Raw genomic sequence first — 14,073 nt, 5'->3', positions numbered from 1 at the left:
CCTCGCGCGCAGCGTGACAGCCGCTTCGATCGGCAGCGATTTTGTGGCGAGGTGCACCCCCGCCGCGTCTGTCGCCAGCGCAATGTCGACGCGGTCGTTGATCAGAATGCGCGCCTTCGCCGCGCGTTCGGCGAGCCGCGCCTGGAGCGATCGCACCAGGTCGTGCGTCTCTGCGGCGGGCGCCTTTTTCTGGCGAATCTGCAGAAAATCGGCGCCTCCCTGCGCGCTCTCTAGCAGTGCGTCTTCAAGCGCGAGCGCGTGACGCTGTTGGTCACTGATGATGTGTAGAACTGCGCGCAACAAAAAGACTCCTCTCAAACGTAAAAAGGCCGCACCCAAGAAGGGCTGCGGCGGGTCTCCACTTTGAACCCAGCAATCACAAACTACCTCTACTATAGCACGAGATGCGATCCTTTCGAAGCGTAGAAACCGTCAGATCTTCGTCAGATAATCCGCGAGTTGATCGAGCGTTCCCGAAAATCCCTGTCGAATCAATTCGTGCCCCTCTTTGAAGATCTGCAACTCTTCGGGCGATCCGGCGTCCGGAATTCCGCGCATGACAAGCGTGGTTGTGCCATTGCGCTCCATAAACGTAAGCGTGTTCCTGACCTCAAGCGGCCACGCAGGATGAAAAGGTGCGCGAACGACGCCACCCTCTTCGTCAGAGAAGGCGTTGACAAAGATGAGCTTCTCTGGCGCGCTGATTTCCCGGTAGACAAACCGCCCCCACATCGCATTTCCATCCGGCGAACTCATCTTATAGTGAAAGAGTCCGCCTGGCCTAAGATCAACCCGCGCCACTTCCATCGTGAATCCCGTCGGCCCCCACCAATGCCTGAGATGCTCAGCTTCTGTCAACGCCGCAAAGACCTTCGCTCGCGGCGCGGCAAAGTCACGTGTGATGACAAGTTCGATGTCCTCGTCACGGTTTGCTTCCATTTGGTTTTCCGTCATGTTCCATCACTCCACCCATGTTGCGCGTGACTGCCCGTCCTTCTCACTTCATTAGCATACACAAACACCCGCCCACGCGATCGTTTCATTTGTGATACGATCCATGGGAGGAATCGTTTCGGATCATCAAGAGATGGAGTGAGCTTTGATGCACCTTCGAGCAGACCACAGCGTGGCGCGCGCGCTGACGATCGCCGGATCCGACTCAGGCGGCGGCGCTGGCATTCAGGCTGACCTAAAGACCTTCACCGCGTTTGGCGTCTTCGGCGCATCGTGCGTGACCGCCGTCACCGCGCAGAACACGCGCGGCGTGCAGGCGATTCACGACGTGCCGACCGACGTGATCGCACGGCAGATGCAGTCCGTGTTTGAAGACATCCGACCTCATTCTGTCAAAGTGGGAATGCTGTCGAACGTTGCCACGATAAAAACGGTGGCGCGAGAACTCCGTCGCGCAGACCTCAAGAACGTGGTCGTCGATCCTGTCATGGTGGCCAAAGGCGGCGCGCCGCTGCTCACTGTAGACAGCACGGACGCGCTGCTCGCAGAGATCCTCCCCCTCGCGGCGGTGCTTACGCCAAACGTACCAGAGGCAGAGGTGCTCTGCAGCTTCTCCATTCGCACGATGGAGGATGCCAAAGAGGCGGCCATCCAATTGAAAAAACGCGGACCGCGCATCGTGATCATCAAAGGCGGACACGCCGCGTGGGGTGACTCCCCCGAAAACAGCGCGCGCGATCTTGTGTATGACGGAGCGACGTTTACGACGTTTGCCACGCGCCGTGTGCCGTCAAAGAAAACGCACGGCACGGGTTGCACTTTCTCCTCGGCGATCGCCGCATGTTTGGCGCGCGAAATGAGCGAACTCGAGGCGATCGGCACGGCCAAGCGGTATGTCTATGACGCCATCGCAGCGGCGGCGCAGTGGGACATCGGCGCGGGACACGGGCCGATTGATCACACGGCGCCTGTCGAGTGGAAGCGAGGGTTCACGGCAGGAAAAGACTACGATCTATAGCAGCGACCGCACAGGAAACGATGAGCCGAGTGCTCACGATGAAGGAGGATGAACCCGCATGAACCGTTCGGACGGCGCGCTGCGTGAGGCGCTGCGACTCTATCTTGTGACGGATGAGACAAGCGAAGAGAAGGTGCTGCTCCACACCCTGCGCGAAGCGATAAGGGGCGGGGCGGACACGATCCAGCTCCGGCGCAAAAACGCGCGCGGCCGGGATTTTGTCGCGCTCGGGCACGCCGTGCGGGCGCTCACGCGCGAGGCGGGGGTGCGGTTTATCGTCAACGACCGCGTTGACATCGCGCAACTCGTCGAGGCGGACGGCGTACACATCGGTCAGGAGGATCTTCCCTGCGACGCCGTGCGGCGACTGCTGCCAAACATGCTCATCGGCGTGTCTGCCGCAACGCTCGACGAGGCGCTGCGCGCTGAGGCGCAGGGCGCGAACTACCTCGGCGTCGGCGCGGTGTATCCGACTTCCACGAAATCGGACGCGCGAAGCACCGGGCTCGCTGGACTCGAAACGATCGCGCGCGCTGTGTCGATTCCCATCGTCGGGATCGGGGGCATCACGCCTGCGAACGCGGCGGCCGTCTTTGCCTCTGGAGCGTCTGGAGTCGCCGTCGTATCCGCGATCATGCACGCGCCCGATCCGCGGCGCGCCGCGCAATACTTCGCACAGATCGGCGGCGTAGACGGCAACGGTTAGCAGCCACTTTGGTTATCGATGAGTTTAAAAAATGCGTTTTGACAAAAGAGGAAGGGGGCGCTTTACTCGTCGTTGGCGCAGTCTACTTGCCAGACGTTCCTTGTTGAGATAAGGCTTGTTGGATCAGAGCTGCGTCACCCGGCTGGTAATGATGATCATTGACCCAATGGGGATCAGCAAGTTGTTGCGCTTTTTCCGCAGCGGCTGTGGTTTTAACAAAAATCCCGTATGGAAGAATGATCTCCTGGATTTGAGGATTTGTTAAAGCTGTTTCGCACGGGAATCACCCCCGCCGTACACTGCGTATAGAGCAGGCACGCTCACAAGCGTCGCGGCAGCCATCGCCAACCAGGTTGCCCTGCCTCCCCACAGACTTAACGTTCCACCGATCAGGAGAAAACCGATCGCCCCCATCCCCTGCGTCAGCGTTGATGTCACCGCGTACACGCGACCAAGCCTTTCTTCTGGCACACGGCTTACGCGCAAGGTCAGGTAGCCGATGAGTGTCACGCCCTCCCCCACCCCGAGCAGTGCAGATGCTGCATCAAGCGGCACTACCGTTTTGCTCATCGCCACAAACAGCGCGGCGATACCCATGACAAGTTGACCGCCCACTGCCGCGATCGCGATGCGGTGGGCCGGGATGCGCGAGGAGAGCAGCGTACCGATAAAAGAACCGATCGCGTAGACGCTAACCGCCCACCCGACTTGCATGGCGTGATCGCCGAGCGTCCGGATGACAAAGAACGTGAGCGCGGGAATCAGCGCCATAAACGCAAATCGGTTGAACCCCCACAGAAGCGTGACGAATGTGAGTGCGCGATCACGGAACACTGTCTGCATCCCTTCACGAAGCTCTGCGATGAAACGGCGCGGTGCAGAGGGGGATTTCACATCTTCGCGCCGGTCTGGCAAACGTTTGATGGCGAGTGCAGATGCTAAAAAGGTTAACGCGTCGATGCCAAGCGTTCCCGCTGGCCCGATCGCATGGGTCAGCACGCCGGCGAGAGGCGGCCCGATGACATAGGCGACGCTTTCGATCGCTTCAAAATACGCGTTCGCTCGCCCCAGATGGATTGCCGGCACGACACTCGGCATCGCTCCGGTGTAGGCGGCGCCAAAGAAAACCGTCAAGACGCCGACGCCCATCGCGACGACCATCACAACGGGCATCATCGCCACGTGCAGCAGCGCGGCAACAGGGATCACCCCCATGAGGAGCGCCCGTCCCAAATCTGCGGTGAGCATCGTTTTCTTGCGGCTCAAGCGATCCACCCACACCCCTGCGGGCAACCCAATCAGCAGCAGAGGCGCGGATTCAAGCGCCCCGATGAGGCCCATTTGAAACCCCGACCCGGTCAGTGCCAGGATGAGCAGCGGTAATGCGACAGATGCGACCGCGTCCCCGACATAGGAGGCACCTTGTCCGCCCAACAGCGCCAAGAAGCGCAGATTCGCAAAAAGCGATGTTGGTGCGTCTCGTTCATCCATCCCGCGTAACCCCCACCATCACGCTCGCCGCCGCCACCATCAAGAGTGCCATGCAAACCATCAAGCTGCGCACGCCAAAGGCCGTGGCAGCCGCACCTCCAAGCAGGATGAAGAGCAGATTCATGACTTGAAGAGGTGGCGTCATCACACTGTTGACCCGGCCCATGTGTGAAGTCAGGATCATCGTTTGCGTGTATGTCGTGAAGCCAACGCTTGCGGCAGAACCGAATATGCCGAGCACAATCAAACCGAATGCGGCCAGCCAGAAACTGTGCGCAAGTGCGAAGAGCAGGTATCCCGCGACATTGAGCAGGCGACCGCCGCCGATGAGCCACGATAGCTTTGCGCGTTTTGCGAGCATCATCACAATCAGCGAGCCCGCGACAAACCCGACGCCCGCAAACTCGACTAGCATGCTGTATCCGAGTTGTCCTAGATGAAGCGCTTGTCGCGCAAAGACGACCTCTTGTGTATCGGCTGTCAGCGCAAAGACGCCGATGGCCGCGTTCAGCGCAAACAGGATGAAAAACCGCCGATTGGCTCGCAGGATTGCAAAAGCCTCCCGCCAATCCGCGACTACGACACGCCAAACCCCGCTTCGCTTCGGCGCGCCACTCCCCTCTTCCACGCGCGGCAGCACCAGAAACGATAGCGCAGACAGCAGAAAACTCACAGCGTCAATCTCCAAGGGAAGGACTGGATTCCCGTGGACCATCAGGAGGCCAGCCAGCGCGGGTCCCGTCACAAAGGCGCTGTAGCGCAGGGTGCTTGTCAGCGCATTGACGCGCTTTCGCGCCACATCGGGAATGAGCCTTGTTTGATACGGGAGAAAGGCGTTCCCGAAAAATGTGCTGCAAATCCCGAGGCAAAAAAGGATCACATAAATCCACGCAAGGGTGGAGGCAAAAGGCAGGCTCGCGATGAGCGCCGCGCGAATCAGTTCGATCAGAATCAGGAGTCGCCGCTTCGAGAGTCGATCGGTCACACTCCCGGCCCACGGCCCCACAAGCAGTGCGGCGATCCGTGAAACTGCCCATAGTCCGGCAACCGCCGCCGCCGAGTGGGTGGTGTCGATCACCAAAATGTTGATGGCGACGAGATACATGAAATCACCGATGCTCGAAACGCCAACACCTGAAACAAGGATGATGATAAAGCGCCGCAAAGGAGGGTGTTTCTCATTCGTCTGCATCAAGGGCATATGTATTGCTAACCTACTTCCTTATCGGTCAAGTCCGTAATTTTGTATAATTTTGTTTTCACTATGTCGACGAGGTGTCTTGCCCTTCATCGCCTTAAGACGACTTGAATCGCTTCCGTTCATCTCGCGATTTGTTCAATCCCACCTTTGCATGGATACGGTTTGGTTTGTTCGACCAGACGGGACCCAAGCGCAACGTGTTCAACAGGGCTCCGTCTGGATCAACCAGTATTATATTTGCTAAATTCGTTTTGAGCCACTTTGTGAGCATTTGAACGAGTAAAAAGTGTACCGTATCCTGCAAGGGACGCTGCGCTTTACACCTTGTCTCGGCTACCCCAAGCGCAAGATGAGGTCTTCATGATGCCGCCATTGGAAGAAATGAAGGAAGAAGTGCGATGGATGCCGGAGAGTCTAGCTCCGTTACTATGGGCAAGTGGCTAGGTGTCGTTCTGTTGCGTCGCAAAAATCGACAATCACTGGTAGGGTGAACTGCGGGCAAATTTAAGTTAGGATATCCTAAACCTAACTTACCCCAAAATTATTGCAATACAACACAGGGAAATCCAAGCAAAGTATGCCAAATTGAAATGAATTCTCACGGATATGCGGAATTCACGTTTATCCCCAAGCTACTCCTCGCTGATAATAAACACACTGCATTTTTGTCATTAATGGAACAATGGCCAATACCATTCGTATCAACAACAAATAGAAAAATTCCACTCCATTTTGATCGCGTCGAGTGGATATTCACCATAAAATACTAAATTAGGGAGTAGATGCATATGTCGTCCGATAATGAACTAACGCCTCACCTTATCGAACTCGTCGAAAAAATGGAACGCGGCCTTATCTATCGTGGATCTAGTCACAACTGGGAAGTTGAATATACGCTGAAAGGGAAATCATCGCAGAACAAATCATTTATAGAAATTGAACAATGGATGCATTTGGTTTACATCGGTTTGACAGTTCCTCATATCAAGATTGTAGAGTATGAGTATCACTCATTAGGGTTCTCATGGAGTAAAAACTATCAAACATCGATAAGGGTGCCCATCTGCCTTGATGCAATCAGTGGTAGTGGTGGTTATACCCATATGATGCTCGAAGGTTTTAAGGAATACCTGCCTGTCAAAGTTAAGGTAAAATGGGAACAACAATCTGAAACCATCCAATTGGATTTGAAACGATAATGCATTCAAGATGATTTATGTGATGCGAATGCCCATATTCGCGGAAGTTTCAAAAATTCCATCCGTTCCTTGCACCCGCGTACATAGGCTAGGAATAACTTTGATCTTAAGTCATTAACAAAATGGTCTTGCGAATCGCCTTTTGTGGCTACAAATCGATATTTGACAGATTTCTCTGAAATCATGATGAAAACGCAATCCTATAAATCATGGATATTATCCGTGCCAATTCACGTAAAAATCTCCCTCACTCCACCATTGACGGGTCAAGATCGAATGTGCTACGATGCTCCCAATTTTACACCACGAACAGCGAAGATGGAGAGAGTAGCCGCAGGCGATCGCTCAGAAAACCGGTGGGTGATGCGAACCGGTCGATGACTGCGCGTGAAGTACACTTCGGAGCTATCTGGGCGAAACGTGAAGTAGTCCAGGTCGGTCGCGCAATCGCGCCGCCGTTATGACAAGGAAGGTGGAGGGTCGCGCCCTCTTCCAGGGTGGTACCGCGAGGCTGTGTCTCGTCCCTGGGGGAGACGCGGCCTTTTTGCATTCTGTGGCAGCAGGCGGCGATCAGCGCATGCGAGAACTGGCGCGCGCGAGTCTGATGAATCCGCGCTCTAGCTCTCATGCGAGCAAATGCACGTAACGCGACGCAACGAAACAGGGGGAATAATCATGTCGATCAAACAACGAGATGTAAAGGTGCTCGATTGCACCATCCGCGACGGCGGGCTTGTGAACAATTGGGATTTTTCGCAGGCGTTCGTCCGCACGCTTTATCAGGCGCTGAGCCTGTCCGGCGTCGATTACATGGAACTCGGCTACAAAAACTCACCCAAACTGCACCATCTTCCAAACGCCGGGCCGTGGGCGTACCTGACGGAGGATCTGATCCGCGAGACGATCGGCGAGAAAACGCACACCAAACTCTCCGCCCTCGTCGACATCGGGCGCGTGGACGAGCGGGACATCGTGCACCGCAGCGAGAGCTATCTCGATTTGATCCGCGTGGCATGCTACCTGAAGGATGTGGATAAGGGCATCGACCTTGCGAGCAAGTTTCACGCCCTCGGCTACGAGACCACGCTCAACATCATGGCGGTGTCGCACGCCAAAGAGAATGACCTCAACGAGGCGCTCGAAGTTTTAAACGAAAGCCCGGTCGACGTGGTGTACGTGGTCGATTCCTTTGGCAGCCTCCTCCAACGGGATATCGAGTACCTTGTCGCAAAGTTTCAGAAGTTCGCACCGAAAAAGGCGCTCGGCATTCACACGCACAACAACATGCAGATGGCGTTTGCTAATACCCTGACGGCGATCGAGCAGGGTGTGGCATTCCTCGATGCATCCGTCTTTGGCATGGGGCGCGCCGCCGGAAACTGCCCGACTGAACTCCTCGTGAGCCAACTTCACGGCACGCGCTATGATGTGCGCCCGCTCCTTGAGCCACTGGAAAAGCTGTTCATTCCTATGCGCGAAAAGGTAGAATGGGGATACACCATCCCGTACGCGATCACAGGCATGCTCGACGAGCATCCGCGCACTGCGATGGCCTTGCGGGCGAGTGCCGACAAGGATAAATACCTCGATTTCTACGAAAAGCTCACGACCGTCGAGCCGCACACCGCGCCCTAGAAGATGCAGTCCGAGCCGCACACAATCACAAATTCGAAAGGGGTACGCGCACAATGCCAACCTTCGTCTTTTCTGCGATCACGCCGCACGGCTACGAGATCCTGGAGGATCTGTCCCCGGACAACCCGGCGCTGATGGAAAAAACGCGCCAAAGCATGCAGACGCTAGGCTTAGGTATGGCGGCCGCAAAGCCCGACACGATCATCGTGCTCACGCCGCACGGCACGCGCATCGACGGGCAGTTTGCCGTCGCCTGCAGCGCGCGCATGAGCGGAATTCTCGAATTTGCGGGGCGACAGCAAGCGACATCGCGCACCGTCGACCGCGAACTCGCGCGCGCCATCGTCAAAGCGGCGACCGACGATCACCTCGCGGTGGGCGCGCTGCAATACGCCACGAGCGACGGCCCTCTCGCGTGCCTTGCACTCGATTGGGGCGCGCAGATTCCCCTCACGTTCATGCCGGATGTGCCTGTGGTGGTGATCACGCCGTCGCGGCTCGTCAGCATGGCAGACCACCTGCGCTTTGGCGAGTCCCTCGCGCGCGCCGTCGCGAAGTCCGGCAAGCGCGTTGGCCTCATCGCGAGTTGTGACTGGGCGCACGCGCACGAGGCGAACGGCCCCTACGGGTACCATCCGTCCGCCGCCAAGCTTGACGAACGCGTTGTACAGCTTTTAAAAGCGGGGGAGATCGAGGCGCTCGGCGACTTTTCCCCCGACTTTATCGAGGAAGCCAAACCTGACGGCATCTGGCAATCCCTGATTCTCGCCGGCGCTATTCCGCGGGATGTGCGGCGCGTACGGTTCCTCTCCTACGAGGCTCCCACCTATTTTGGGCTCATCTGCTGCGAAATTGAGGAGCGCGCGGCTCACGACTAAGAGTCGCGCGCGATGCCGACGATGTGCAGATCGACAAAGTCCCCGTTTTCAAGCACATAGTCGATCGGCGTCTTGCGCAAGAACTGCAGCGGTCCGCGCGCGAGGATCGGTTGCCCCGTCACCAACTGCTTGGCCTGGAGCTCCTTCGAGACATCGACAATCGTACAGCCGACGCTGTGGTTCGCGACAGGGCGCGTGATAAACTGGGCGTCAAACTGCTCACTCAGTTTGCGGATGCGCAAAAGGTCGTGCTCTTCCTGCTCGGAGAGCTTCTCATCGACAATGACGACAAGCACCCAAAGCTCTGCGTTGAGTCGATCGGCGATGCGCCAGCCGCGGCGAATCAGCTTTTCCGAGTGGGGACGGTGGTTGACACACACAAGAATGCGCTCGCGCGGCTTTGGTGCCTCGTCTTCGCGCACCTTTTCCATGCGCTGATCTACGTCGTCTGCGACTTCCAGCAACGCGATTTCGCGCAGCGCCGAGAGATTGGCGATCTGAAAAAAGTGGCTCAAGGCGCGCTCGATTTTGTCCTGGCTGTAGATCTTTCCGTCGAGCAAGCGCTGTTGGAGCGTCTCCGGTGTCACGTCGATCAGCTTCACCTCAGACGCCACCTTCATGAACCAGTCCGGAACCCGCTCGCGCACGCGTACACCCGTGATGTGCTCCACCTTGTCGTGTAGGCTCTCCAGATGCTGGACGTTGACTGCCGTCACCACGTCGATTCCGCGCTCCAAGAGCAGGAGAATGTCCTGATAGCGCTTTTCGTGCATGCTCCCCGGCGCGTTTGTGTGTGCCAATTCATCAATCAAAACGACCTGCGGCTTGCGGCGCAAGATCCCTTCGACATCGAGTTCGTCATAGAGCGGAATCCCGATGGCGACTTCTCTTTTCGGCAGCACTTCAAGGCCCGTAAACTGCGCGATCGTCTCTTCGCGTCCGTGCGTCTCGATCAAGCCAACAACGACGTCGACGCCTTTTTTCCGCCAATCGCGCGCGTCCTGCAGCATCTTGTACGTCTTGCCGACCCCCGGCGCCGCCCCGATGTAGATCGTGAGCTTGCCGCGACGCCCATCCTTTGCCCACGCCGACGCGTCACGCAGCGGGTGAGAGCCGCTGCCAGGTTCATCTCCGTGCGCGTGATCGTGAGGTGTCGAAACCTCGCTGTCCCACCCCATGATCCGCAGATCGACATAGCGCATCGAGCGCATCAGGTGGCGCACAGGGCTCGCGTCGACCCCCAAGCGCCATCGCCTATTCTTGGACGTCTGGCCAAAGACAATCTGCGTCACGTTCATTCGCTCAGCAACGCTCATGATCACCTCGCCCACTTTGCGATCATTGCGCGGCTCAAGAATCCACTCCGCGTCATACTCCATCGCCAGATGATTCAAGCGGCGTATGCGCTCCCGCTCTTTCTCGGAGATCAGATCCTCCGCCACATCGCTGACGCACAAAACGTAGAGGTCCGCCTTCAGACGTTTTGCCATGCGATAACCGCGCGAGATCAACGGCTGTGCGCGCACGAGATAATTCACGCACACCATGATCGTCTCTTTCGCTCCGACAGGTCCAGGAATTTTATTGCGTCCGTACGCGTTTTGCAGTCGCTCTTCCACATCCTCTGCGACTACTCGGAGCGCGAGTTCGCGTAGACCCGACAGGTTCGACTTCTGAAAAAAGTTTTGCAGCGCGTGATTGACTTTGTCGCGCGGATAGATACTCCCGTCAAGCAGGCGCTGGCGCAGCGTCTCTGGCGTCACGTCGATCACTTCAACCTCGCGCGCCTTGCGCAAAAAGGCGGCCGGGATCAGTTCCTTCACAGAGATGCCTGTCACCACTTCCGCCTCTTCGTGGATGCCTTCAATGTGCTGCACATTCACCGCACTCAGGACGGAGATCCCGTGATCGAGCAGATACTCCACATCCATGTAGCGTTTAGGAAACTGGGAACCAGGGGCGTTTGTGTGCGCCAGTTCATCAATCACGACAATGTCTGGATTGCGCGCGCAAATCGCCTGTAAATTCACCTCTTCAAATGTCCGCCCTTTGACGTGGAGCGTTAGAGGGGCAATGATTTCAAGCGAACCAACCTGCATCTCCGTTTCAGGACGACCGTGATGGTCCATCAGTCCAATGACCACGTCGAGCCCGCGGGCGCGCAGATCATTCGCCGCGCGCAACATCGTATACGTCTTGCCCACACCTGGCGCGGAACCGATGAACAGTTTCAGCGCGCCCGTTTCTGCGCATTTCAGCTCATCATCGCGCGCTCCGTCAGGGGTTTTCATCCGACGTTCACAACCTGTTTTCCTTGAAACTGCAGGATCATCTCGTTGAGTTGCATGACATTGACCATTGAAACACCCCAAATGCCAAACAGTCGTCCCGTTTCATTCTCCGTGATCATGTTCTGAAGCTGCCCGTTAGACAATCCGGTCGCCTTCGCGATGCGCGGAATCTGAAGTTCTGCGTCGGCGATGCTTATGTTCGGGTCAAGTCCAGACGCTGACGATTCAACCATATCGGGTGGAACCTGAGCTGCCGTGACACCAGGGTTCTGGCTGAGCACCTGCTGCAGATTGCCTTTCACCTCTGTGATCAGCGCTGGATTCGTCGGTCCAAGGTTCGAACCGCCCGAGTTATTCCCTGCATAATGGACCGCAGATGGGCGAGGATGGAAGAGTCCAGGTGCCGTCGTTGCCTGCGCGATGAGTTCCGAGCCAACCACCGTCCCGTTTACTTTCACCATGCTGCCTTGCGCCTGAAACGGAAACAGCACATTGCCGATGCCCATCACGAAAAGCGGGTACACAAGACCGAGGAGGACTGCAAACACCACAGTGAAGCGCAAAGAGCGCCACAGATTGATCATCGTCTTTCCTCCTTTAAATGTTTGCCCCGCCAAGCGCGGTAATGATGAGATCGATCACCTTGATGCCAAGAAATGGTACGATCACGCCGCCGAGTCCATAGACAAACAGGTTGCGCATAAGCATCTGCGTCGCGTTCATCGGCTTGTATTTGACGCCGCGCATCGCGAGCGGAATGAGAAACGGAATGATCAGCGCATTAAAGATCAGCGCTGAGAGAATGGCGCTGTGCGGCGTCGTCAAGTGCATAATGTTGAGCGCCTGAAGCGATGGCACCACGTACACGAACATCGCCGGGATAATCGCAAAGTATTTTGCCACGTCGTTGGCGATCGAAAACGTCGTGATCGCGCCGCGTGTGATCAGAAGCTGTTTTCCGATGGACACCACTTCGATCAGCTTCGTCGGATCGGAGTCAAGATCGACCATGTTCCCCGCCTCTTTGGCGGCGGACGTCCCCGTGTTCATGGCCAGTCCCACGTCCGCCTGCGCGAGCGCCGGCGCGTCATTCGTGCCGTCGCCTGACATCGCGACAAGCTTGCCCTGCTCCTGTTCCCGGCGAATCAGTCGCATCTTGTCTTCCGGCTTCGCCTCTGCGATAAACTCGTCAACACCCGCCTCTTTGGCGATCGTCGCCGCCGTCAGCGGATTGTCCCCCGTGCACATCACCGTCTTGATGCCCATCCTGCGCAATTCCATAAAACGTTCGCGCATTCCCGGTTTGACGATGTCCTTCAAATAAATGAGGCCGTAGATCACATTGCCACGCAACACCGCAAGCGGCGTCCCACCCTCTTTGGCGATCTCCTCCGTCCGCGCGTCAAGGTCCTCAGGAATCACGCCACCTTGTTCGAGCACATACTTTTTCATCGCGTCCACGGCGCCTTTGCGAATGCGCGTACCGTCGCTGAGCGTGATTCCGCTCATACGCGTATCCGCGCTAAACTCCACATTCTCAGCGTCCGCATAGCGCTCGCGATCCATCGTCAGGTTCCGCTCGTGGGCAAGCGTGACCACCGACCGTCCTTCTGGTGTCTCGTCAAACAGTGAAGAAAGCACCGCGATCTCCATCAGTTCCGCCTCTGTCCCGCCGCTCACTGGAACAAACGCGCTCGCGAGCCGGTTGCCAATCGTGATCGTCCCTGTCTTGTCGAGGATCAGCGTATTCACATCACCCGCCGCCTCAACCGCTTTTCCCGATTTCGCGATCACGTTAAAACGGATCACTCGATCCATCCCGGCAATGCCGATGGCAGAGAGGAGCGCCCCGATCGTGGTCGGGATGAGACACACGAGAAGCGCGATCAGCGTCGCCACATCGACCGAGCGACCCGCGTAGCGCGCCATCGGCTCGATCGTCACCACCACGATGATAAAAATCAGCGTGAGTCCCGCCAACAGCACAGAGAGCGCCAGTTCATTCGGCGTTTTCTGGCGGCTCGCGCCTTCCACCAACCCGATCATCTGATCGAGAAACGATTCACCAGGATCCACCGTCACGCGAATCATCAGCGTGTCTGAGAGCAGCTTCGTGCCCCCCGTCACCGAGTTGAAGTCTCCGCCCGATCCGCGAATCACCGGCGCCGACTCTCCCGTGATCGCCGATTCGTCCACACTGCCAAGCCCTTCGAGCACCTCACCGTCCGCCGGGATCATCTCGCCTGCGCGAACTCGGATGCGATCCCCTTTGCGCAGCGTCGAGGCGGGGACGTTCTCATACTCGTCGCCATTCACCCACTTGAACGCCATCAGATCAGACTTCGTGCGCCGCAGCGACTCAGCCTGAGCCTTGCCGCGCCCCTCCGCGATCGCCTCCGCAAAATTTCCGAAGATGACTGTGATGAGCAGAATGATCGTGACGATCAGGTTATAGGCGCGCTGGCCTGCCGGGTAATGCCCGCCAAACGCGTTTGGGTCGACCGTCAAAATGAGCGTGATCAAAAAACCGATCTCAACGACAAACATGACCGGATTTTTGATCATGACGCGCGGGTCAAGCTTTAAAACCGATTCAAAGAGCGCGTGCGTCACCATTTCGCGACTCATTGTTTTACTCTTCATTGTCGTACTCATTCTCGCTTCTCACCCTTCATCCCGCGCCTTAGCGCCCCGTAAGAC

At 57.2% G+C, this 14,073-nt stretch carries 12 protein-coding genes and 1 other annotated feature; of the genes, 5 read left to right on the top strand and 7 right to left on the bottom strand.

Annotation, left to right across the window (positions count from 1 at the left end; all coding sequences use genetic code 11):
- Both AYW79_RS13475 and AYW79_RS13470 read right to left on the bottom strand, forming a co-directional pair.
- Nucleotides 1-300: thiamine phosphate synthase (locus AYW79_RS13475; protein WP_231884552.1), on the bottom strand; the 300-nt coding region annotated here is incomplete at its 3' end.
- Between the two features lie 132 nt (nt 301-432).
- A complete protein-coding gene (locus AYW79_RS13470; protein ID WP_067566927.1) occupies nt 433-954 on the bottom strand; it encodes an SRPBCC family protein in 522 nt (173 codons plus the stop codon).
- 148 nt (nt 955-1,102) lie between these two features.
- Between AYW79_RS13470 and thiD the strand changes: the two genes are divergently transcribed.
- Nucleotides 1,103-1,972 (top strand): bifunctional hydroxymethylpyrimidine kinase/phosphomethylpyrimidine kinase, encoded by an 870-nt coding sequence (gene thiD / locus AYW79_RS13465; RefSeq protein ID WP_067566925.1) that lies wholly within the window; start codon nt 1,103-1,105, stop codon nt 1,970-1,972.
- A gap of 58 nt (nt 1,973-2,030) precedes the next feature.
- Nucleotides 2,031-2,678, top strand: coding sequence for a thiamine phosphate synthase (gene thiE, locus AYW79_RS13460; RefSeq protein ID WP_067566923.1), 648 nt, complete (start codon nt 2,031-2,033; stop codon nt 2,676-2,678).
- 261 nt (nt 2,679-2,939) lie between these two features.
- Here the strand turns inward: thiE and AYW79_RS13455 are convergent, their stop codons facing one another.
- Together AYW79_RS13455 and AYW79_RS13450 are read right to left on the bottom strand one after the other, a co-directional pair.
- A complete protein-coding gene (locus AYW79_RS13455) occupies nt 2,940-4,169 on the bottom strand; it encodes an MFS transporter (protein WP_067566921.1) in 1,230 nt (409 codons plus the stop codon).
- A complete protein-coding gene (locus AYW79_RS13450; protein WP_067566919.1) occupies nt 4,162-5,370 on the bottom strand; it encodes an MFS transporter in 1,209 nt (402 codons plus the stop codon). Before AYW79_RS13450 ends, AYW79_RS13455 begins: the two co-directional genes overlap by 8 nt.
- Before the next feature lie 788 nt (nt 5,371-6,158).
- Between AYW79_RS13450 and AYW79_RS13445 the strand changes: the two genes are divergently transcribed.
- The 3 genes from AYW79_RS13445 to AYW79_RS13435 all read left to right on the top strand — a co-directional run bounded on the left by AYW79_RS13445 (nt 6,159) and on the right by AYW79_RS13435 (nt 9,082).
- Nucleotides 6,159-6,569, top strand: a complete 411-nt coding sequence (locus tag AYW79_RS13445; protein WP_067566917.1) for a hypothetical protein — start codon at nt 6,159-6,161, stop codon at nt 6,567-6,569.
- Between the two features lie 306 nt (nt 6,570-6,875).
- Nucleotides 6,876-7,098: a binding site (T-box leader), on the top strand.
- Between the two features lie 146 nt (nt 7,099-7,244).
- Complete coding sequence (locus AYW79_RS13440; protein ID WP_067566915.1) at nt 7,245-8,204, top strand: aldolase catalytic domain-containing protein; 960 nt, start codon at nt 7,245-7,247, stop codon at nt 8,202-8,204.
- 53 nt (nt 8,205-8,257) lie between these two features.
- Nucleotides 8,258-9,082: a DODA-type extradiol aromatic ring-opening family dioxygenase gene (locus tag AYW79_RS13435; protein WP_067566913.1), complete on the top strand. Its 825-nt coding sequence runs from the start codon at nt 8,258-8,260 to the stop codon at nt 9,080-9,082.
- On the opposite strand, the gene AYW79_RS13430 is transcribed toward AYW79_RS13435, so the two are convergent.
- Genes AYW79_RS13430 through kdpB form a run of 3 tightly spaced genes read right to left on the bottom strand, consistent with a single transcriptional unit; the run spans nt 9,079 to nt 14,028 of the window.
- Nucleotides 9,079-11,373, bottom strand: coding sequence for a histidine kinase (locus tag AYW79_RS13430; protein WP_079290641.1), 2,295 nt, complete (start codon nt 11,371-11,373; stop codon nt 9,079-9,081). The genes AYW79_RS13435 and AYW79_RS13430 overlap by 4 nt on opposite strands.
- The gene (gene kdpC / locus AYW79_RS13425) at nt 11,370-11,957 is read right to left on the bottom strand and encodes a potassium-transporting ATPase subunit KdpC (RefSeq protein WP_067566911.1); all 588 of its coding nucleotides are present in this window, start codon (nt 11,955-11,957) and stop codon (nt 11,370-11,372) included. Before kdpC ends, AYW79_RS13430 begins: the two co-directional genes overlap by 4 nt.
- A gap of 13 nt (nt 11,958-11,970) precedes the next feature.
- The gene (gene kdpB, locus AYW79_RS13420; RefSeq protein ID WP_067566909.1) at nt 11,971-14,028 is read right to left on the bottom strand and encodes a potassium-transporting ATPase subunit KdpB; all 2,058 of its coding nucleotides are present in this window, start codon (nt 14,026-14,028) and stop codon (nt 11,971-11,973) included.
- Nucleotides 14,029-14,073: the final 45 nt, after the last annotated feature.

Source organism: Ferroacidibacillus organovorans, from assembly GCF_001642725.1.
Taxonomy (GTDB): domain Bacteria; phylum Bacillota; class Bacilli; order Alicyclobacillales; family SLC66; genus Ferroacidibacillus; species Ferroacidibacillus organovorans.
The sequence above is the reverse complement of the archived record's forward strand: the minus strand, read 5'-3'. Positions and strand labels throughout refer to the sequence as shown.

Excerpts from the sequence above, each read along its gene's own strand:
- thiD (WP_067566925.1), top strand. The coding sequence starts at position 1,103 with ATGCACCTTCGAGCAGACCACAGCGTGGCGCGCGCGCTGACGATCGCC.
- thiE (WP_067566923.1), top strand. The coding sequence starts at position 2,031 with ATGAACCGTTCGGACGGCGCGCTGCGTGAGGCGCTGCGACTCTATCTT.
- AYW79_RS13435 (WP_067566913.1), top strand. The coding sequence starts at position 8,258 with ATGCCAACCTTCGTCTTTTCTGCGATCACGCCGCACGGCTACGAGATC.
- AYW79_RS13445 (WP_067566917.1), top strand. The coding sequence starts at position 6,159 with ATGTCGTCCGATAATGAACTAACGCCTCACCTTATCGAACTCGTCGAA.
- kdpC (WP_067566911.1), bottom strand. The coding sequence starts at position 11,957 with ATGATCAATCTGTGGCGCTCTTTGCGCTTCACTGTGGTGTTTGCAGTC.
- AYW79_RS13430 (WP_079290641.1), bottom strand. The coding sequence starts at position 11,373 with ATGAAAACCCCTGACGGAGCGCGCGATGATGAGCTGAAATGCGCAGAA.
- AYW79_RS13450 (WP_067566919.1), bottom strand. The coding sequence starts at position 5,370 with ATGCCCTTGATGCAGACGAATGAGAAACACCCTCCTTTGCGGCGCTTT.
- kdpB (WP_067566909.1), bottom strand. The coding sequence starts at position 14,028 with ATGAGTACGACAATGAAGAGTAAAACAATGAGTCGCGAAATGGTGACG.
- AYW79_RS13470 (WP_067566927.1), bottom strand. The coding sequence starts at position 954 with ATGACGGAAAACCAAATGGAAGCAAACCGTGACGAGGACATCGAACTT.
- AYW79_RS13440 (WP_067566915.1), top strand. The coding sequence starts at position 7,245 with ATGTCGATCAAACAACGAGATGTAAAGGTGCTCGATTGCACCATCCGC.
- AYW79_RS13455 (WP_067566921.1), bottom strand. The coding sequence starts at position 4,169 with ATGGATGAACGAGACGCACCAACATCGCTTTTTGCGAATCTGCGCTTC.